At 59.5% G+C, this 20,174-nt stretch carries 18 protein-coding genes; 10 read left to right on the top strand and 8 right to left on the bottom strand.

Features of this window, described 5'->3' with window-relative positions; all coding sequences use genetic code 11:
* Positions 1–60 precede the first annotated feature (60 nt).
* Positions 61–729 carry a hypothetical protein gene (locus tag NAT23_RS08290; RefSeq protein WP_251927311.1) on the top strand — a complete coding sequence of 223 codons (669 nt, stop codon included), beginning with the start codon at positions 61–63 and terminating at the stop codon, positions 727–729.
* 104 nt (positions 730–833) lie between these two features.
* Here the strand turns inward: NAT23_RS08290 and NAT23_RS08285 are convergent, their stop codons facing one another.
* Positions 834–1,697, bottom strand: a complete 864-nt coding sequence (locus tag NAT23_RS08285; protein ID WP_251593346.1) for an isocitrate lyase/PEP mutase family protein — start codon at positions 1,695–1,697, stop codon at positions 834–836.
* Positions 1,698–1,920: 223 nt separating this feature from the next.
* Here NAT23_RS08285 and NAT23_RS08280 point away from each other — a divergent pair, with 223 nt between their 5' ends.
* A complete protein-coding gene (locus NAT23_RS08280) occupies positions 1,921–3,042 on the top strand; it encodes a Gfo/Idh/MocA family protein (protein WP_251927308.1) in 1,122 nt (373 codons plus the stop codon).
* A gap of 97 nt (positions 3,043–3,139) precedes the next feature.
* Here NAT23_RS08280 and NAT23_RS08275 read toward each other — a convergent pair whose 3' ends face one another.
* Positions 3,140–3,991 carry a DMT family transporter gene (locus NAT23_RS08275; RefSeq protein WP_251593344.1) on the bottom strand — a complete coding sequence of 284 codons (852 nt, stop codon included), beginning with the start codon at positions 3,989–3,991 and terminating at the stop codon, positions 3,140–3,142.
* A gap of 116 nt (positions 3,992–4,107) precedes the next feature.
* Positions 4,108–5,751: a ribonuclease J gene (locus NAT23_RS08270; protein WP_251927305.1), complete on the bottom strand. Its 1,644-nt coding sequence runs from the start codon at positions 5,749–5,751 to the stop codon at positions 4,108–4,110.
* A 451-nt stretch (positions 5,752–6,202) separates the two neighbouring features.
* Here NAT23_RS08270 and NAT23_RS08265 point away from each other — a divergent pair, with 451 nt between their 5' ends.
* Genes NAT23_RS08265 through NAT23_RS08255 form a run of 3 tightly spaced genes read left to right on the top strand, consistent with a single transcriptional unit; the run spans position 6,203 to position 9,767 of the window.
* The gene (locus NAT23_RS08265) at positions 6,203–7,114 is read left to right on the top strand and encodes a substrate-binding domain-containing protein (protein WP_251927300.1); all 912 of its coding nucleotides are present in this window, start codon (positions 6,203–6,205) and stop codon (positions 7,112–7,114) included.
* A 56-nt stretch (positions 7,115–7,170) separates the two neighbouring features.
* Complete coding sequence (locus tag NAT23_RS08260; protein ID WP_251927297.1) at positions 7,171–8,706, top strand: sugar ABC transporter ATP-binding protein; 1,536 nt, start codon at positions 7,171–7,173, stop codon at positions 8,704–8,706.
* A gap of 23 nt (positions 8,707–8,729) precedes the next feature.
* The gene (locus NAT23_RS08255; protein ID WP_251927294.1) at positions 8,730–9,767 is read left to right on the top strand and encodes an ABC transporter permease; all 1,038 of its coding nucleotides are present in this window, start codon (positions 8,730–8,732) and stop codon (positions 9,765–9,767) included.
* A gap of 68 nt (positions 9,768–9,835) precedes the next feature.
* On the opposite strand, the gene NAT23_RS08250 is transcribed toward NAT23_RS08255, so the two are convergent.
* Complete coding sequence (locus NAT23_RS08250) at positions 9,836–11,056, bottom strand: MFS transporter (RefSeq protein ID WP_251927291.1); 1,221 nt, start codon at positions 11,054–11,056, stop codon at positions 9,836–9,838.
* Positions 11,057–11,148: 92 nt separating this feature from the next.
* Entirely contained in the window at positions 11,149–12,045 is an 897-nt protein-coding gene (locus NAT23_RS08245) for an EamA family transporter (RefSeq protein WP_251927288.1), read from the bottom strand.
* 91 nt (positions 12,046–12,136) lie between these two features.
* Here NAT23_RS08245 and NAT23_RS08240 point away from each other — a divergent pair, with 91 nt between their 5' ends.
* The 4 genes from NAT23_RS08240 to NAT23_RS08225 all read left to right on the top strand — a co-directional run bounded on the left by NAT23_RS08240 (position 12,137) and on the right by NAT23_RS08225 (position 14,843).
* On the top strand, positions 12,137–12,649 hold the full coding sequence (locus NAT23_RS08240; RefSeq protein WP_251927286.1) for a MarR family winged helix-turn-helix transcriptional regulator: 513 nt from the start codon (positions 12,137–12,139) through the stop codon (positions 12,647–12,649).
* A 79-nt stretch (positions 12,650–12,728) separates the two neighbouring features.
* The gene (locus tag NAT23_RS08235; RefSeq protein ID WP_251927283.1) at positions 12,729–13,166 is read left to right on the top strand and encodes a MarR family winged helix-turn-helix transcriptional regulator; all 438 of its coding nucleotides are present in this window, start codon (positions 12,729–12,731) and stop codon (positions 13,164–13,166) included.
* Entirely contained in the window at positions 13,163–13,936 is a 774-nt protein-coding gene (locus NAT23_RS08230) for a siderophore-interacting protein (protein WP_251927280.1), read from the top strand. The genes NAT23_RS08235 and NAT23_RS08230 overlap by 4 nt, the downstream gene beginning before the upstream one ends.
* Positions 13,937–14,081: 145 nt before the next feature.
* On the top strand, positions 14,082–14,843 hold the full coding sequence (locus tag NAT23_RS08225; RefSeq protein WP_251927277.1) for an adenine nucleotide alpha hydrolase family protein: 762 nt from the start codon (positions 14,082–14,084) through the stop codon (positions 14,841–14,843).
* A 133-nt stretch (positions 14,844–14,976) separates the two neighbouring features.
* Here the strand turns inward: NAT23_RS08225 and NAT23_RS08220 are convergent, their stop codons facing one another.
* Positions 14,977–15,654 carry a nucleoside/nucleotide kinase family protein gene (locus NAT23_RS08220; protein ID WP_251927274.1) on the bottom strand — a complete coding sequence of 226 codons (678 nt, stop codon included), beginning with the start codon at positions 15,652–15,654 and terminating at the stop codon, positions 14,977–14,979.
* A gap of 37 nt (positions 15,655–15,691) precedes the next feature.
* The gene (gene ppsR, locus NAT23_RS08215) at positions 15,692–16,525 is read right to left on the bottom strand and encodes a posphoenolpyruvate synthetase regulatory kinase/phosphorylase PpsR (RefSeq protein ID WP_251927272.1); all 834 of its coding nucleotides are present in this window, start codon (positions 16,523–16,525) and stop codon (positions 15,692–15,694) included.
* A 213-nt stretch (positions 16,526–16,738) separates the two neighbouring features.
* On the opposite strand from ppsR, the gene ppsA reads away from it, so the two are divergent.
* Positions 16,739–19,111: a phosphoenolpyruvate synthase gene (ppsA, locus tag NAT23_RS08210; protein ID WP_251927269.1), complete on the top strand. Its 2,373-nt coding sequence runs from the start codon at positions 16,739–16,741 to the stop codon at positions 19,109–19,111.
* 140 nt (positions 19,112–19,251) lie between these two features.
* On the opposite strand, the gene purU is transcribed toward ppsA, so the two are convergent.
* Positions 19,252–20,127: a formyltetrahydrofolate deformylase gene (gene purU, locus NAT23_RS08205; RefSeq protein ID WP_251927266.1), complete on the bottom strand. Its 876-nt coding sequence runs from the start codon at positions 20,125–20,127 to the stop codon at positions 19,252–19,254.
* Between the last annotated feature and the right edge of the window lie 47 nt (positions 20,128–20,174).

Genomic DNA, 20,174 nt, shown 5'->3' with positions numbered 1-20,174 from the left:
TATATGGGTAGCTGTGAGTACCAAAAAAACCGAAAACTCATCGTTCAAGGGACTTAACTCATGCGTCTTGTGACTTCTCTCGCGCTGGCGGGCGCACTTGCGGTTGCCTCATCCTCGGCCATGGCCGCTCAAGACCACTGGTCGCTTGGCGCCCAGGCGGGCACCACTGGTCTCGGCGGCAGCGTCAGCTGGCGATTCAGCGATTATTTCGCCCTGACGGCCGGTTACAGTGGCTACACCTATGACGATCTCGATCGCACTGTGGATGACGTCGACTACAAAGGCGACATCGACAGCGACATCTACAGCCTCAAGCTGGACTACTTCCCCTGGGCGGGTGGCTTCTTCCTCTCGGGCGGTCTGGTTCGTCCTGACGTGAAGCTCAATGCAACCGGTACGCCGAGCAATGTCGATTTGTCGAACTACGGCCTGCCGGATGATGCTGCGTATCTGGATGGCAAGGCGGAGCTGTCCGATGGCGTGCAGCCGTATCTGGGCCTTGGCTGGCGCACCAGCAACCGCGAAGGACTTGGGTTCTACGCTGAAGCTGGCGCGTTCTGGATCGACCCGACTGTAGATCTCGAGGCCAAGGGCAGTGCGGTCAACAATCAGGCAGCGCAAACAGCACTTCAGCCCTACGTCGATCAGGAAGAAGAGGAAGTGAAGGACGAGTTGAACAAGTACAACGTTTATCCGGTGGCCGTCATCGGCATCGAGTACACGTTCTAAGACGCGGTAGCTCGACCGGATTCACACCGAAAAAAGCGCCCTGCATTAGCAGGGCGCTTTTTTTATGAACGGTACTTTTATAGGCGGCAGCGCGCGTCAGGCGCTCACTCGTTGACGTCCATGTACTTGCGCGCCCATTCCCGGTTTTCCTCAAGGGTGGAGTAGCGCGTCGAGAGTTCCGAGGCGTTCAGGGTGCCCTCGGCGATGCCGCGCTGCTCGCGAAGGCAGTCGTAGGTCGCCTTGATCGCGGCAAAATACGCCGCGTGGCCGTTGACGATGACCCGTACGCCGTTGGCGGCTAGACGTGCAGGGTCGCGAAGTTCGGGGTTGTCGTAGGCCACCAGCATCAAGGGCACCTGAACGTGGGCACTGATCGCTTCCAAGTGCTCGAAATCTCGAATGCCCACGATGCAGATACCGTCGGCGCCGGCCGCCTGATAGGCCGTGGCGCGCGCAATAGTGTCTTCGGTTGAAAGCTGGCCTGCGTTGGTGCGGGCGAAAATCGCCATGGCCGGATCGATCCGGGCGTCAAGCGCCGCCTCGATCTTGCCAACCGCCTCTTCCACCGGAATAAGGTCGGTGGACTTGCGGCCATATTTCGCCGGCAACAGCGTATCTTCGATGGTCAAGGCCGCCACGCCTGCGCGTTCGAGCTCGGTGACCGTGCGCATCACGTTCAGCGCATTGCCATAGCCGTGATCGGCGTCGGCAATGATCGGGAGGCGCGCCACCCGCCCAATGCGTGTGGCCTGCTCGGTGAACTCACTTAAGGTGATCAGCGCGAAATCCGGCGCCGCCAGTACCTGAAGTGAAGCCACAGAGCCGCCCAGGATACCGACTTCGAAGCCCAGATCCGCCGCGATGCGTGCCGACATCGGGTCGAACGTTGATGCGGTGTAGTAGCAGCGCTCGCTTTCGAGCAGTGCGCGAAAGTCGTTACGCAGATCGTGTTGGGAGGGGGTAGCCATGCAGCGCTCCTGAGTGAGTCGTTAGACGAAAGTCGAGTATAGCCGATGTGCGGCCATTCGAGCAGTGCTCATGCCAGCCCGGCATATACGATGCTTGAGCGCGGGCCTGTACTTGGCTGGTCTGTACCTGACTGGCCTGTGCTTGATTGGGTTGTCTGACAAGGTCGGCGGGAATGAACTAGGGTGTAGCTACACCTTGAATGCCTATCATCACGGAGGATGCATGAGCTCAAACGCAAAGACCCCGACCGAGACGGTCCGCTACGCGGTCGTCGGCGGCGGTGAGATTTCCCAGACCGCCTTCATGCCCGGCATCAGTGCGACGTCCAATTCCAAGTTGGTCGCGCTGGTCACGGGAGACCCCAAGAAAGCCGAGGCGCTCGGTGAGCGCTACGGCATCAAGAGCTACACCTACGACGACTACGACCAGCTGCTGGCCTCGGGCGAGGTCGATGCGGTCTATGTGGCCACCCCCAACTTCCGCCACCGTGAGCACACGGTTCCGGCGCTTGAGGCCGGTATCCACGTGCTGCTCGAAAAGCCGATGGCCATAAGCGTCGAAGAGTGTGAGGCGATGATCAAGGCCGCCGAAAAAAGCGGCGCCAAACTGATGGTCGCCTATCGGCTCCATCACGAGCCGGGCACGGTCGAAATGATTACCCGGCTCCAGCAGGGTGAGCTTGGCCGGCTCCATTCGTTCACCTCGCATTTCTCGCAGGATCTGAACGAGCAGAACCACCGGGCCACCAACGGCTACTGGGCCGGCGTCGTGCCGGATCAGGGCACCTACCAGATCAACGCCGTGCGCCACCTGTTCGGTGCCGAGCCGGTCGCGGTACGTGCCGCGGGCCGGAAGCACCCTGAGCGCGAATATAATTTCGACGACACCGTCTCGATCACGCTCGAGTTCGAAGGCGGCCAGCTGGCCACTTTCCTGGTGTCCTGTTCCGCCGCGGGCATCGACCGTTTCACCCTGGTGGCCGAGAAAGGCACCATCGACTGTGACCCGAGTTTCGTGTTCGGCCCCGACGTCTCGATCAAGAGCGTCTGGACCGATACCGACGGCAACACCCAGACACTGGACCCCGGTGCGGTCGAGCAGTTTGGTGGCCAGACCGAGTACTTCTCGAACTGCATTCTGACGGGTAAGGATCCGGAGGCCGATGGTGAAGAAGGCCGCCGCGACCTTCGCATTCTGGAAGCGATCGAGCGTGCGCTCGAGACCGGCGAGCGCGTCACGCTCGAGCCACTCGAGTATCGATCGCGCATCACGACCGATCAGATCTATCGGCTGACGCCGGTTGAGCCGCCGGAGCCGATCAGCGTGCAGAGCATCAGCGGCTAAGCCCTGCATCAAAACACGCGGGTGTGACCCGATCTGAAAATAAAAAGAGCGCCCTTGGGCGCTCTTTTTTTGTGGGTCGTGCGTGATCGATGGAAGGTTATCTTCGCCTTCGAAAGCGCACCGTGATCAGCGCGATGCCGGCAATGATCATGCTGCCACCTGCGATCTTGTAGATGCCCAGATGATCGCCCAGCAGCAAAATGCCGAACAGCACGGCAAAGACCGGCGTCAGCAGTGACAGCGGAATCACCTTTCGCACTTCGTACTGACGCAGCAGCCAGTACCAGGCGCTGTAGGCCAGAATCGAGGACATGATCGCGCTGTAGAACGCCGCGAGCCAGCCGCGCCAGCTCGCGTTGGCGATGGCTTCGAACTGATGAGACTCGGTTAGAAACGAGGCGAGGGACACCAGGGGCACCGCGAACAGCGCCATCCAGCCTGCCATGGCAATGGGCGGGATGGTTGGGCCGACCTTGACGATCATGTTCGAGACCGCCCAGCCCATGGCGCTGGTCACCAAAAGCCCGAGCGCCAGTGGGCCAGGCATCGACGGCCCGCCTGCGAGCACCACCACACCTGCAAACGACAGGGCAAGGCCTGCAATTCGCCGGGCGTTGAGGCGTTCTTTCAAGAAGATGGCAGCCAGAATGGTCGCAAACGGGGTGCCAAGCTGCACCAGGATGGCGCCGGTGCCGACCTCGGCGTAGGTCAGGCCGATGAACAGTAACCCGAAGTGCATCAGCCCGAAGGTGAAGGCCAGAAGCGCCACCCACTTTAACTGCTGGCGATTGAGTCGGGTAAAAGGCACCACCAGCACGGCCACGATCAAAAAGCGCAGCGCGGTCAGCGCCAGTGGCGGCACTTCGGTCACCCCCAGTTTGATCACGATGTTGTTGAACGCCCAGACGATGACCACGCCTATGGCGAGCAGGGTGTGTCGAAATGGCACAAAGAGTCCTTATGACAAATAAGCGTTTAGGACCTTAGTATAAAGCCTGTACCGACGTATTGTGCAGTGCAAAATCGCTGTCGTGCGGTATCGATTACCCACTTGGCCCTCGGAAGCTAGGCGTTCTGCGCATCGATCAGTTGAAGCTCCAGCACCGGCTTGACGTTGGTGCGTTCATGGACATCGGCCACCAGGTGGGCGTAGAGGTCTCGCCGGAGCCGCTTGAGCGATGTGGCCGGAAGGGCCTCGAGCACCGCATCGATGGTGTCGATGAAGGCCTCTTCGTCCAGCAGCAGGTGGCCGTCGATGTCGATGATGGCCGGCCCCTGACGCCACCAGTGGCCGCTGTCGTCCGGTGTGACCACCAAGGCCAGGGAGAGCGTCGGCGCCTGACCCCGGCTCGAGCGGCGCCGGCCCGAATTCTGGAAATGAAGCTGTGGCGTAAGCTCGATGTGTTCGGTGCGCTCGGCCTTGGCGCCACGAAGTTCGATCACGTCTCCGTTTAAGGGCGCAAAGGGGGTCGCGATGTTGAGCCGGGTGGCCAGGGCCTGGTGCGCCTGCTGATGCGCTGGCTCGCCGTGTACCGGCAAAAGCGTGCGCGGTCTCAGCCAGCCATAGAACGTGGCCAGTTCTTCCTGTGCCGGATGGCCGGAGGCGTGAATGCTCGAGGCGTTGGTTTCATCGACTATGTCGGCGCCCTGGCGCTTGAGCCCCTCTTTCAGACGCTGAATGAAGACCTCGTTACCTGGAATGGCGCGGGCAGAAAAGATCACGGTGTCACCGGGCGTCAGATCCAGTTCGCGGTGGCTGCCCTGGGCCATCTTCGAAAGCGCCGAACGGGGTTCGCCCTGACTGCCGGTCGCAATGATCAGCACTTCTTCGGGCGGAAGATAGCCGATGTCCGAGGTGGGAATGCGGCTTGGAAAGTCATCCAGATAACCGAGCTGAATGCCGATGCGCACCATGCGCTCCAGTGATCGCCCAAGAAGGCCGATGCGGCGGCCGGTGTGCTGTGCGATGTCGCCCAGCGCCTTGATGCGGGCCAGGTTGCTTGAAAAACAACTCACCACCACGCGGCCGGAACACTTTGCCACGCAGGCCTCGAGCGAATCCGAGGCGGCCTGTTCGCTGCGCGAAAATCCTTCGACATCCGCACAAGTCGAATCGCCGATCACCACATCGACCGGGGCCAGCGCCTTGAACGTGACCGGATCGACCGTCGGCCCGACCACCGGCGCCGGGTCGAGCTTCCAGTCGCCGGTATGCATCACGCGGCCGGCCGGCGTATGGATCAATAGCGAACAACTTTCTGGGATCGAATGCGTAACCGGCAGGAACCGAACCGTGAAGGGCCCGTGTTCTATGGCATCCCCCGGTGTGATGATATTGAGCGCATCGGTTGCCAGGCCGTGCTCGTTGAACTTGGCCTTGATCAGCGCGCAGGCAAGTGGCGTTGCGTAGATTGGGCAGCCCCATTTCGGCCACAGCCAGGCTACCGCCCCGATGTGATCCTCGTGAGCGTGGGTGATCAACAATGCACTCGGAACCCACCTCCGCGCCACGAGGTGGTCTACATCCGGCACTTGAAGGGGCTGAGAGGGTAGATCCTGACGGATCATCATGCCGCAATCCACCGCCACCCAATGGCCTTCGAACCCATACATCGACAGGTTCATGCCGATTTCTCCGCAACCACCGAGCGGATGAAACGTCAGCGGTGGCTTTGGGCGTGTACGAACCTGAATGCGAGAGGGCGGCATAGTTGACCTTGGCCTTTAAAAAAGTGGTTTCACTATACGATAGCGTTCAAGCCCCCGCCAAACACCCAAGCCGATGCGTCACTGTAATATGCTTTTAAGACATGAACGACGTTTTGGAATTTTTATTCCCTTTTTGAGGCGATGTTGTTGAACTTAAGTACAAGTCCAGGTTGTTTTCCTTGTTTGTTAAGTGATTTAAAAAAATGCTTAATTCATTCTTTATTTCAATTATTACAGATGCTTATGCAAGTTTTTAGTCCAAAAGTCTCATAGATTAAAGGATTATCTAATGTAGTGGACGTCCTGAAAATATATGCTTCTCGATGGCATATATCATAGCGTGCGACTAAAACCTCATGGTTATCGTGACTCGACTTCTTAATTATGGAATTTATGTTCCATCGCCTCCGGCGGAACGTGCTTCATAAAATAAGACTAGAGGGCATAACCGATGAAGAAATGGCTCGTAGGGATTGCACTGGCTGCCACCTGCACATCTTCGGCGTGGGCGGCAACGATCGGTGTTTCTGTCGCGTGGTTCGATGACAACTGGCTGACCAGTATGCGTAACGCCATGCAGCAAGAAGCCAATAAAGAAGGTAATGACATCCAGTTTCTCGACGCTCAGGGCGATATCGGCCGCCAGCTGAGCCAAGTTCAGAGTCTGGCCTCTCAAAACGTGGATGCCATCATCATCAACCCCGTCGATACCGCAGCGACCATGATGATGACAAAGGTAGCGGTCAATAACGGAATCCCGCTCGTCTACGTCAACCGCAAGCCCGAAGGCAAGGATCTTGAAAGCGATAAGGTCGTCTTTGTCGGTTCAGACAATTACGTCGCCGGAAAGCTTCAGATGGAAGAACTTGCCAAGCTGATCGGTGAAAAGGGCAACGTTGCCATCATGATGGGTGAGCTGTCCTCCAGCGCTACTTATGAGCGTACCCGCGGCGTCACCGATGTGGCCAAACAGTACCCGAACATCAAGATAGTCGACAAACAGGCGGCCGATTACAAGCGCACCGAAGCGATCGATTTGATGAACAACTGGATCGTCGGTGGCAAGAAAATCGACGCCGTGGCGGCTAACAACGACGAGATGGCCTTGGGTGCGATGATTGCAATGAAGCAATCCGGCATGAAGCCCAGTGACATCGCCGTGGCTGGCATCGATGCAACGCGCGATGCCCTCGACTCGCTGGAACGTGGTGAGATGTCGGTGACGGTCTTCCAGGACGCGAAAGGTCAGGGCGCGGGCTCGGTTAAGGCGGCCAACGCTCTGATCGAAGGTAAGAACGTGGATAAAATCACTATGATCCCGTTCAAGCTTGTCACCAAGAATAACCTCGAGCAGTACCAATAAGCAGCGGTTACAGCCTGCGCCCTCGGGCGCAGGCGCGAACTGGAAGGAGCGGAGTCATGAGCGCTGAAAATACCCCATCCGATACCAACGAGTATTTGCTCGAAGTCGTCAATGCGCGCAAGACCTTTCCTGGCGTCGTGGCACTCGATGGTGTGCAGCTGAAGATTCGTCCAGGAACCGTTCACGCCCTCATGGGAGAAAACGGGGCGGGCAAATCGACGCTGATGAAAATCATCGCCGGTGTCTACATTCCCGATGAAGGTGAAGTACGACTACGTGGCAAACCATTAACCCTTACTGGGCCGCTTGATGCGCTCGAGGCTGGAATCGCCATGATCCATCAGGAGCTCAACCTGATGCCGTTCATGACTATTGCCGAAAATATCTGGATTCGCAGAGAACCACTCAATGCGTTCGGGCTGGTTGATCATAGGGCACTTCACGATAAGACCCAGGCCCTGTTCGAGCGTCTTGGCATCACCATGGATCCCGACATGGAAGTACGCCATCTGACCATCGCCGGTCGTCAGATGGTTGAAATCGCCAAGGCGGTTTCCTACGAATCCGACGTCTTGATCATGGACGAACCAACCTCGGCACTCACCGATCGTGAAGTCGAGCACCTGTTTCGAATCATCAATGATCTAAGAGCCCAAGGAAAAGGCATCGTCTACATCACCCATAAGATGGATGAAGTATTTACCGTTGCCGATGATATTTCGGTCTTCCGTGATGGCCAGTTTATCCATTGTGCCAAGGCTTCGGACATGACCAGCGACGAAATCATCAAGCTGATGGTCGGCCGTGAAGTTACTCAAATGTTTCCCAAAGAAACCGTGCCGATCGGCGACGTGGTTCTGTCTGTCAGGAACCTGAGTCTGGAAGGCGTCTTCACCGATGTAAGTTTCGACGTTCGAGCCGGTGAAATCGTTGGTCTGGCTGGGCTTGTCGGGTCCGGGCGTACCAACGTTGCCGAAACGCTTTTTGGAGTGACCCCGGCCACCAGCGGCGAGATCAAAGTCAACGGAACCTCCGTTGCAATCACGTCTCCTCATCAGGCCATGGTCAACGGCATGGCGCTTTTGACGGAAGATCGTAAAGAAACCGGTCTGTTTCTTGACTTATCGGTGCTCGAGAACATGGAAATCGCCGTGCTACGAGACGGCTACACTCGCAGTGGCTTCGTCAGTCAAGGCGTGCTCGATGATCAATGCGAAAGCATGAAATCGCTTTTGAAGGTCAAGACCCCGAACCTTGATGAACGCATCGGAAATCTTTCTGGCGGGAATCAGCAAAAGGTGTTGATCGGACGCTGGCTCTTAACCAAGCCAAAAATTCTGATTCTGGATGAGCCGACCCGTGGGATTGATGTGGGGGCCAAGGCTGAAATTCACCGTATGGTGACCAAGCTGGCAAGCGAAGGCGTCGCCGTCATCATGATTTCCTCCGAACTGCCTGAGGTTATGGGCATGAGTGACCGGATTCTAGTCATGCATGGGGGGCGGGTAACGGGCGTCGTGCCTCGCGAGGAGGCCTCACAAGTACGCATCATGGAACTGGCGTCATCACCTATGGGTGCGGACGCGGCCTGACGTAGCTAAAGAAGGATATGTTCATGTCGACTGCAACAGACACGACAAAAGCAGTGGAAGAAACAACGGGCAAGAAACGTAAAAAGAAGGTGCCGACCGAAGTAAGCATTCTGTTGGTTCTGGTCGGTATCTCGCTGTTGTTCGAGGCCCTTGGCTGGATTGTGCGCGGGGATTCGTTCCTACTCAACCCTCAGCGCCTTTTGATCATGATTCTTCAGATGTCGATTATCGGCATAATCGCCATCGGAGTCACACAGGTCATCATTACCGGCGGGATCGATCTGTCGTCGGGCTCGGTACTGGCACTTGCGGCCATGGTCACGGCCAGTTTCGCTCAGTCGTCTGACTACATGCGGGCAGTCTATCCGGCGCTGACCGATCTTCCATGGATCATACCGCTGGCGGCCGGGCTATTGGTCGGTGCCTTGGCCGGGTTAATCAACGGTTCTCTGATCTCGTTGACGATGATCCCGCCGTTCATTGCAACGCTTGGCATGATGGTCAGTGCACGTGGTTTAGCGCGCGCCTATACCGACGGCCAGCCGGTCAGTATGCTGACGCCTGATTTCATGTGGCTCGGTTCAGGCGCCAATCCGGTCATCATCTTCTTAGCCGTTGCCGCGATCTTTCATATTGCGCTCAAGTACACCCGCTACGGTAAATACACCTACGCCATCGGTGCTAACCCACAGGCAGCGCGCGTATCGGGCATCAACGTTCGCAGACACCTGATCGTTGTCTACGCCATTGCTGGCCTTCTAGCCGGGCTTGGTGGCGCCATTGCCGCCTCACGAGCCGGTACGGGTCAGGCAGGCATGGGCTTGATGTATGAGCTTGACGCCATCGCTGCCGCCGTCATTGGGGGCACCAGTCTGGCCGGTGGAGTTGGCCGCGTGACTGGCACGGTGATCGGAGCCTTGATTCTCGGTGTCATGCTCAGCGGGTTCACCTTCCTTGGCGTCGACGCCTATTACCAGGACATCGTCAAAGGTGTGATCATCGTGGCAGCGGTCATTGCCGACCAGTACCGTCAGCGAAAACGCAGTAAAGCCAAGACGTAGTCTCCTCTGTAACAGTCATTGTGCTTTCAAAGCGCCCGATAAGTCGGGCGCTTTTTTGGTTACGGCTACTAAGAGTCCGGTGCGAACGGCTGTACCGAGGCCCGGGCGCGTCGCCGACGCGAGTTGGCGTACAGCCCGGCACACAGAATCAGTCCCAAAGTGCTACTGAGTGCGGCGGCCAAAAAGATTGCTGAATACCCTGCAATGCCTGCAATGATACCCGCAGCCGGCCCGGTCACGCCAACGGCGGCGTCCAGAAAGACTGAGTACGCCCCCAGCGCTGCGCTTCGGTTGCTGGCGGAAATCTTGGCGACCGCTACCACCCCGAGCGCCGGGTAGATCAACGACACGCCAAGGCCTGTGAGCGTTGTACCGATCAGCGCCGTATTCGACGAGTCGGCCAACCACAGCATGGAAAGCCCCGCCAGCTCGACCATGAAACAGACCAGCGTGACCCGGTAGCCGCCAAATCGAGTGATGGTGTTGGCAAACAGAAGTCGCGCCAGGATAAAAGCCGTTCCGAACGCGCTCAGCCCGAGCGCGGCGTTTGACCAACCCTTGTCGGCGTAATAAAGCGTGATGAAGGTGGCGATTACCCCGTAGCCAATGGCGCTGAGTGCAAGCGTCAGCCCATACGGAGCGACCACTCGAAACACACGCCGAAAGGGTGCGCGCTCACCGCTGACGATAGGCGAGGCCGGGCGTTTGAGCGAGGTCACAAGGGCGGTCAGCGCCACAAGCACGATCACGATACCCATCGAGGCAACGCCCTGAACGCCTGCAATAAAGGCCCCGAGCGGGGCGCCAAGCGCGAGCGCGCCGTAGCCTGCAATGCCGTTCCAGGAGATGACCTTGCTCATCAACGGGGCGGGCATCAGCCCGATCCCCCAGCTCAGGGTGCCGGTGCCGATCATGCCCTGTGATATGCCAAGAAGGACCCGGCTGATGATCAGGCACGCCAGCGCGGGCCCCGGCGGCGACTCGAAAAGTGCCGCAAGCGCAATGAAGGCACCGCTGACCGCGCAGCCCACTAAGCCGCTTAAAACGATGCGCTTGGCGCCCAGCAGATCGGCCAGTCGGCCGGAGAACGGCCGGGTCATGAGCGTCACCAGAAACTGAAGGCTGATGACGGCCCCTACCGTGATCGATGCGTAACCGAGCCGGTCGTGAATCCAGGGTGGCAGCACGGTCAGGGTCATGCCGATGCAGAGCATGCTGACAAACGTAGAGCTGACAATGGCGATGATGCGAAGATTTTGCGTAAGCGAGGTGTCTGAGTCAGAAGGCATGGTTGGGCGATGTCGCGGCGTTGAAGCAATTGGAAATGGCCATTCACGATACGCCGCTTGGTGTCGGGGAGATAGTCCTGTCCATCGTGTACTCAGTGGCCGGGTGTGCGGGTCATGTGTTGTTTAATACGCCTTCGGCGACCGATGAGCCCCGGTGTTTGAAGCAGTACCACGCAGAATAGCGTAAGCACCATGCCTGAAAGCGCCGAGGGCGATAGCGCCTGGCCGAGCACGCCCCAGCCCAGAGCCGTTGCCGTGATCGGACTTAAAAGACCAAGCGCCACGACCGCGACACTTGGTAGACGGTGAACGCCTCGAAACCATAGTAGATACGCCACCAGCGCACCGCCGAAGGTCAGGTAGGCGTAGCCTGCCCATGCGCTCGGCGTTGGCCACGGCATTGGCCATTCGGCCCAGCCGGCAAACGGCAGCAGCATGAGGCCGCCAAGCGTGAGTTGCCATCCCGTCAACGTGCCGGTCGAGAGCGGAAGCTGCCAGCGCCGGGTCAGCCAGACCCCGGTCGCCATCGACGCCGTACCGGCGAAGGCGGCGGCAAGGCCGAGCGGGTCCGGCAGGCCCTCGGTCATCCCTATCATCAAGGTCATTCCAATCAGCGCAAGCGCCGCCAGAAAGAGCAGATGCCGTGGTGGCAAGCGGCGCAGGGTCAGACTGTTGAGCCCGAGAATGATCAAGGGTTGGAGCGCTCCGACGATCGCGGCCAGGCCGCCGGGCAAGCGGTAGGCGGCCACGAACAACAGCGCCTGAAAGACCCCGATGTTCAACGCGCCCAGAAGCACGAGCTGCAAAAATCTCGGAGGCCACCCATCTCGAATATGCCACAGCAAAAGAATAAGCCCCGCCGGAAGTGTTCGGATCAGCGCCGCCGTGAACGGTGCGTTCTCGGGCAGGTATTGAGTGGTGACCAGATAGGTCGACCCCCAGAGCATTGGGGCGAGGGCCGTGGTGGCTGTTAGAAACAGTGCGTTCATGGCAGTTACCTTGACTTCAAGATAAATAAACGATGACGCCGATATATCTTGATGTCAAGATAATTGCTTGAATCCCTTTTGGAGAGCATTCATGACGCCCAATCCCCCTGACCCGGTCGATGCCGTACTCGATCAGTGGCGCCACGAGTATCCGGCGCTTGCCGTCGAAGCGATGGGCACCATCGGCCGCTTGAAACGAAGTTCGGCCCTGATCCAGACGGCGCTGGATCAGGTCTTCGATGAGTTCGAACTGGCGAGTTGGGAGTTCGATGTACTGGCGACGTTGAGACGCTCCGGCCCACCGTTCTGCCTGGCACCGACCGCGCTTTTCTCATCATTGATGATCACGTCCGGCACCATGACCAACCGGCTCAAGCGTCTGGAATCCCGAGCCCTGATCGAGCGTGTGGCCAATGAGCATGACGCTCGCAGTAGTCTGGTGCAGTTGACCGAGGCGGGCCGAGCAGTGATCGAGCGTGCGCTGTTTCCGCACGTTGCCAACGAAGAGCGATTGTTGTCTCAACTGTCTGACGAGGAGCGGGCGGCCCTTGATCACGGCCTTCGAGCGCTTTTGCGTGTGCTGGAACAATCACCTCGCGGCTGACGCGACTCGATCACATGGTTGACAATGTCATCTTTTTTGACACTATTGATTGTCATTATCAACGAGTTCGGGTGGGTCAATGTCATCGTTCAGCGACACGCTTCATCTGTTTTTTCATGCCTACAAGCGTGCGCTTCGTCGGGCGTACCGCGATGAAGGTCTGACGCTTTCGGTCTCGCATCTGAAAACGCTCAAGGGCATTCATTACCTGCCACACAGTACGGTGCAGAGCCTTGCCGAGGCGTCCCGGCGTGACAAGGCGCAGATTACACGGCTGATCGGTCAGCTGCTGGAGGCGGGCCTGGTCGAAAAATGGTCCCACCCAAGCGATGGGCGCAGCCATCAGCTGGGACTGACCACGGCCGGTGAGGCGATGATCGAGCGCATCCGTCGCGCCGAGGCCTGCGCCGCCGCGCGAATGATGGATGGCCTGAGTGACGATGATGCCCGCACATTCCTGCGTCTGGCCGAGGCCATGACCACCAATCTGGATTACACCCTTGGAGCCTCTTCATGACCGACCGTAAAAAACCGGCCCCCCGAACGCTTGAGCTGCTCGACCGGGTTCGGCTCACGCCCAATATGCTGCGTCTGACGCTTGGCGGTGAGGGCATGGCCGAGTTTCCCGAAACGGATCAGTCCGGGGGCTATGTGAAGCTTATGATCGAGCAGGGCAATGAGCGGCCGACGGCGGTGCGTACCTACACCGTCAGGGCTCAGCGGCCAGAGGCGATCGACGTCGATGTGGTATTGCACAAGGATCACGGCCCGGCCTCGCACTGGGCAGTTACGGCTGAGCTTGGCGCGCGGTTGAGCGTGGGTGGGCCGGGGCCGAAAAAGACGGTCGATACCGAGGCGGACTGGTGTTTGCTGGCGGCCGACATGACCGCGCTTCCGGCGCTTGCGGTGAATCTTGAAACCATGCCCGAGACCATGACCGGGGCGGCCTTCATCGAGGTCACCAGTCGCGACGACATTCAGACGCTTGAAGCGCCTGCGGGCATCGAGCTTCACTGGGTCGTGAACCCGACCCCCGGCGTGGAGGCCGAGGCGAGCCCGCTGGTCGAGGCCGTCACCGCCTGGCCCTGGCCCGAGACGGGGCGCGGTTTTGTGTGGGGGGCGTGCGAGTTTTCCTCGATGCGGGCGCTTCGCCACTACGTCAAACAGGTGCGCGGGCTCGATCGGCGTCAGCTCTACATCTCGAGCTATTGGAAAAACGGCCTGGCCGAAGATGGCCACAAGGTCGTCAAGCAGGACGACGCGGAGCAGGACGCGCGGTCGGTCTAAGGCCTGACCGGGTGACAGCGGTGCCTTGGGCCACGAATTCCACTTTGGGCGAAGGCACGCCAAAATGCGCGAAACGGCCTAATGAGTCGATGATCAAGTGGCGTAGCGTCAGCCGCCTTATGATCATCGGCCTGTGGAGCCTTGCATGCGTACCTCAATAGATGTGCTTTGGACCGGCGGCTGGGACTCGACCTATCGCGTTCTCTCGGCGGCGCTTGTCGAAGGCAAGACCGTGGTGCCGCACTACATTGTTGATCTGGGGCGTGCGTCGAGTCTGCGCGAGCTTCAGGCTATCTCCGAGGTGCGCGTTGCGCTTTCAAATATCGATCCGGATGCGGCCGAGCGCATCGAGCCGCTTCGTATCACGCCTGTCAGCGAGATTCCGGCCAACCCTGAACTGAGCGCGGCGTACCATCGGCTGACTCGGCAGGCGCATCTGGGTAGCCAGTACGATTGGCTGGCCCGGTACGCCGAGAATGAGCGCATCGAGCACCTGGAGCTCAGTGTGCATGTCGATGACAAGGCCTACCGCTTTCTGGAGGGCAAGGTCGTGACCACCGACGAGGGCATCTGGACGTTCGATCCTCGCATCGATACGGATGAGGCGATCTTCCGGTTCTTCGATTTCCCGCTTTTGAACATCTCCAAGACACAGATGAAGGCCGAGGCCGAGCGCCATGGGTTTATCGATGCGCTCGAAAAGGCCTGGTTCTGCTTTACGCCGATGGATCGCGCCCCCTGTGGGCTGTGCAACCCGTGCCGGTACGCCATCGAAGAGGGCATGAGCTATCGCCTGCCGCCGAACGCTATGCGTCGTCACCGCACTCGGCATCTTCGCCGTGCCGCTCGGGCACCGATCACCTTGTCTCGCCGCGCCTTTCGCGCACTCGCCTCTCGAGGCGCGTGACGCGGATGGCGTGGTTACGAGTAATGCCTGAAATGACGGGCAATGCCTGAGATGACGGGCAGTGCCTAAAAAACGGCCCGCTTTGCGGGCCGTTTTTGTTGGACGTGCTCGAGTGGTGTCATTCGGTATGCGCTCATGCAAAGCGCAGTCTCGGCCCGTCGAAGACGAGCGTGCGGTGGGCGCGTGTGCGGGTAGCCTCGATGCGCTCGGCGTTGGGGCGGTCGGTAGTGGCGACCCAGTCCCGTGCCTCGGTCTCGGTGCGGCCAAAGCGCATGTGGCGCTCGACCAGCCACGTTTCCCGAAGCGGCGTGGGTACGTCGACATACCAGACTTCATCGAGCTGCGCTGCGACCTGTGGCCACGGCGTGTCCTCCAGCAGCAGATAATTGCCCTCGGTAATCACCAGCGGGCACTCAGGCGTTACTACAAGACTTGCGGCAATGGGTTCTTCGATCTCGCGGTAGAACGCCGGGGCGTAGATAACTTCGTCCGTGGTCTTGCGTATGCGCGTTAGAAGGTCGCGGTAGCCGGTGGCGTCGAAGGTGTCCGGGGCGCCCTTTCGATCGCTGCGACCGAGCCGGGCAAGTTCCCGGTTCGAGAGGTGGTAGCCGTCCATCGGTACGCACTGGGCCTGGGCGCTGCCCAGCGCGGTGATCAGCGCTTCGGTCAATGTTGATTTGCCGGCGCCGGGCGCGCCGACGATGCCCAGAAGCGTTCGTCCGGGCCTGTCGGCCAGCGCGCGGGCCGCGTCGAGCACGGCGGGGTCGACCGTGACGTTCTGGGTGTCGTTTTCGGAGTGTTTACCGATCATGCACTATCTCTATGGCAGGCGTTGTGTGTGTGTTCGCTCAACGCGGGCTGAACCGGCGCTGCAGGCCGGTCTCGTTCATCATGCGCGTCGAGATTTCCTCGATCGAGAAGCGCGTGGTGTCGATGAACGGGATACCGTGGCGGCGATAGAGTGCCTCGGCCTGCTCGACTTCGCGCATGCACTGATCCATCGAGCAGTAGCGGCTGTCGGGACGGCGTTCGGTGCGAATCGCGGTTAGCCGTCGAATGTCGATCGTCAATCCGAACAGCTTGTGGCGATGCTTCATCAGCGAGGCCGGCAGCGACAGGCTGCCGTTGTCGTCGAGGTCGTCATCGGTCAACGGGTAATTGGCCGCGCGAATGCCGAACTGAAGGGCCAGGTAAAGCGAGGTGGGTGTCTTGCCGCACCGTGAGACGCCGACCAGGATGATGTCGGCTTCCTCGTATTGATAGGTGCGTGCACCGTCGTCGTTGTCGAGGGCGAAATTGACGGCCTCGATTCGATGCATGTAGACGTCATCCTGACCGATGGCGTGGGTGCGGCCGACGGTATAGGTCGAGTGCGTTTCCAGTTCGTCCTCAAGCGGCGCCAGAAAGGTCGAAAAAATATCGATCTGGAAGGCGGAGGCCTTGGCGACGATATTGCGCACGGTCTGATCGACGATGGTGTCGATCACGATCGGTTGAACACCGTCGCGCTCGGCAGTTGATTCAATCAGTTCCACCAGCGCATGCGCTTTTTCCAGCGTGTCGATGTAGGGCTTGGTGATCTGGTTGAACTCGATATTTTCGAACTGGGACAACAAGCTACGGCCAAGTGTCTCGGCGGTGATGCCTGTGCCGTCTGAAATGAAAAAGGCGGTGCGCGTCATGAGGTACGTCCGTGTGAGTCGATCCGTCATTGTTGACCGAGAGCGTACGCTCGGCAACCGCTATAGGCACGGCCGAGTCAGGCCGGCACATGTTGTAAAAAAACTCCAGCGTGTACGCCTTAAAATATCTGGCGAAGCCGGAGTCCGCCTGTTAGCTTCTGGCCCCACTGTTTGGCGCAAATTGCGTGTCGAAACGACTATCAGGAGAGAACCTTGGAAGCGTTCATCATCACTTTCGATCAACTTGGCATGGATGATGTCGATCGCGTTGGCGGCAAGAACGCCTCGCTCGGCGAGATGATCTCGAACCTGGCGGATGCCGGCGTTACCGTGCCGGGCGGCTTTGCCACCACCTCGCACGCCTATCGTGAATTCTTGAAGCACGAAGGCCTGAACGATCGCATCAATGCCGAGCTCGACGAACTCGATGTCGACGATACCGAGATGCTCGCACGTGTCGGTGAAAAGGTTCGCCAGTGGGTGATCGACACGCCGCTGCCGCCTGCGTTCGAGGCCGCACTCGCCGATGCCTACCAGACGCTTCAGGCGCGCTACCCCAATCTCAAGGTCGCCGTGCGTTCCTCCGCCACCGCCGAGGATCTGCCGGACGCCTCCTTTGCAGGCCAACAGGAAACCTTCCTGAACATCGACGGGTTCGACAACGTCAAACGCGCCGTGCATGAAGTGTTTGCGTCCCTGTTCAACGACCGTGCGATTTCCTACCGCGTGCACCGCGGCTACCCGCACGAAAACGTCGCACTTTCCGCAGGCGTCCAGAAGATGGTGCGCTCTGAAACTGCGGCCAGCGGCGTCATGTTTACGCTTGACACCGAATCCGGTTACCGCGATGCGGTATTCGTGACCGGCGCCTGGGGTCTGGGTGAAACCGTGGTACAGGGTGCGGTCAACCCCGATGAGTTCTACGTGCACAAGCAGACGCTTGCCGCGAACCGCCCGGCGGTTCTGCGTCGCACGCTCGGCTCCAAGCGCATCAAGATGGTCTACACCGACACCGCCTCTGCCGGCCGCTCGGTTGAAACGGTCGACGTCGCTGAAGAAGACCGTCAGCGCTTCTGCCTGAACGATGACGAAGTGATGGAGCTTGCCCGTCAGGCCGTGACCATCGAAAACCACTACGGCCGCCCGATGGACATCGAGTGGGCCCGTGATGGCGACGACAATCACCTCTACATCGTACAGGCGCGTCCGGAAACCGTGGTCTCGAACCAGGAAGCCGGCACGCTCGAGCGCTTCACACTGAAGGAAACCGGCCCGCTGCTGGTCGACGGCCGTGCCATCGGTCAGCGTATCGGTCAGGGCCGTGCGCGTCTGGTCGAGTCACCGGAGGACATGCACAAGGTCGAATCCGGCGATGTGCTGGTCACTGACATGACCGACCCGGACTGGGAACCGATCATGAAGCGCGCGTCGGCGATCGTCACCAACCGGGGCGGGCGTACCTGTCACGCGGCAATCATCGCTCGTGAGCTGGGCATTCCGGCCGTGGTCGGCTGTGGTGATGCCACGGAACTTCTCAAGGACGGCGACGAAGTCACCGTATCCTGCGCCGAAGGCGACACCGGCCACGTCTACGCGGGGCTTTTGGAGTTTGAAAACCGCTCGACCAGCGTCGATCAGATGCCGGAAATTCCGTTCAAGATCATGATGAACGTGGGTAACCCCGACCGCGCGTTTGCGTTCTCCGGCCTGCCCAACGAAGGCGTCGGTCTGGCGCGACTCGAGTTCATCATCAACCGCATGATCGGCGTGCACCCGCGCGCCCTGATGGACTACGACACGCTGTCCGACGACCTGCGTCAGGTTATCGACCTGCGCACCGCCGGCTACGACGACCCGGTCAGCTTCTACGTCGACAAGCTTGCCGAGGGCATCTCGACGCTTGCAGCCTCGTTCTACCCGAAACGGGTCATCGTGCGGCTGTCGGACTTCAAGTCCAACGAGTACGAAAACCTGATCGGCGGTAAGCTCTACGAGCCGAGCGAAGAAAACCCGATGCTTGGTTTCCGGGGCGCTTCACGCTATCTGTCCGATGATTTCCGGTCGTGCTTCGAACTCGAGTGCAAGGCGCTCAAGCGCGTGCGCGACGAGATGGGCCTCGACAACATCCAGGTGATGGTGCCGTTCGTCCGCACGCCGGAAGAAGGTCGTGGCGTGGTCGAGCTGATGGAGGCCAATGGCCTCAAGCGCGGCGAGAACGGGCTCAAGGTCATCATGATGTGCGAGCTGCCGACCAACGCACTGCGTGCCGACGAGTTCCTGGAGCACTTCGATGGCTTCTCCATCGGCTCCAACGACATGACCCAGCTCACGCTTGGTCTCGACCGCGACTCCGGCATCATCGCCCAGCACTTCGATGAGCGTGACCCGGCGGTCAAGAAACTGCTGTCGATGGCGATTCAGGCCTGTAAGGCGCAGGGCAAGTACGTCGGAATCTGCGGCCAAGGCCCGTCGGACCACCCGGAATTCGCCAAGTGGCTAATGGACGAGGGCATCGACTCCGTCTCGCTGAACCCGGATGCGGTACTGGAAACCTGGTTCATGCTGGCCGGCGAAACCATCGCCTGAGTGCAGTGCCAGACACGTCGCGGCCAGGCCGCGACGTCCAAAAAAAGGCGCCCCTTTGGGCGCCTTTTTTCATGGTCGAGTGTTTTATGATCGAGTGTTTCATAATCGAGAGTTTCATGGCGGGATGACAAGCGGACAGGTCAGTGGAAAATGACCGTCTTGTTGTCGGCCAGAAAAATCCGGTGCTCGAGGAAATAACGCACGGCGCGCGACAGCGCCACGGTTTCCGTGGCCCGGCCGACCGAGGCCAGCTCCTGGGCGCGGTAGGTGTGATCGACCCGCTGGACTTCCTGTTCGATGATCGGTCCTTCGTCCAGGTCGGCGGTCACGAAGTGGGCGGTGGCACCGATCAGCTTTACGCCGCGCTCGAACGCCTGATGGTAGGGGCGTGCGCCCTTGAATCCCGGCAAAAACGAGTGATGAATGTTGATCGCACGGCCTTCGAGCTTGCGGCACATGTCGTCTGAGAGAATCTGCATGTAGCGAGCCAGCACGACCAGCTCGGTGCCGGTGTCCTCGATCAGCTCGAAAAGCTCCTGTTCTCGCTGGGCCTTGGTGTCGGGCGTGATCGGCTTGTACACGAAGCGGATGCCTTCACGCTCGGCCATCGGACGCAGGTCGAGGTGGTTGGAGACGATGGCGGTGATTTCCATCGGCAGTTCGCCCTTGCGATGGCGATAAAGCAGATCGGTCAGGCAGTGGTCGAACTTGCTGACCATGATCATGACCTTGGGCGGCTTGGCCGCGTCATGGATCTGCCATTCCATCGAGAAGTCGCTTGCGACCTGACTAAACTCCTGCTGCATTCGTTCGACGTTTTCGGCAGGATCGCCCTTGGCGTCGTTATTGAAGCGAAAACGGGCGCGAAGGAAGAAGCGGCCGATGGCTTCGTCGTCGAACTGGGCCAGCTCGCTGATGTAGCACTCATGGGTACTCAGAAACGAGGTGACGGCGGCAACAATGCCGGAGGCCGCCGGGCAGGCGACCGTCATGATGTAATGGGTCGGGGTATCCATAAGGGTATCCGTGACGACTGCGGCGCCAGGCGCCGTGATTCGAAAGC

The sequence above is a fragment of the Larsenimonas salina genome (assembly GCF_023736155.1).
GTDB classification, from domain to species: domain Bacteria; phylum Pseudomonadota; class Gammaproteobacteria; order Pseudomonadales; family Halomonadaceae; genus Larsenimonas; species Larsenimonas salina.
The sequence above is the reverse complement of the archived record's forward strand: the minus strand, read 5'-3'. Positions and strand labels throughout refer to the sequence as shown.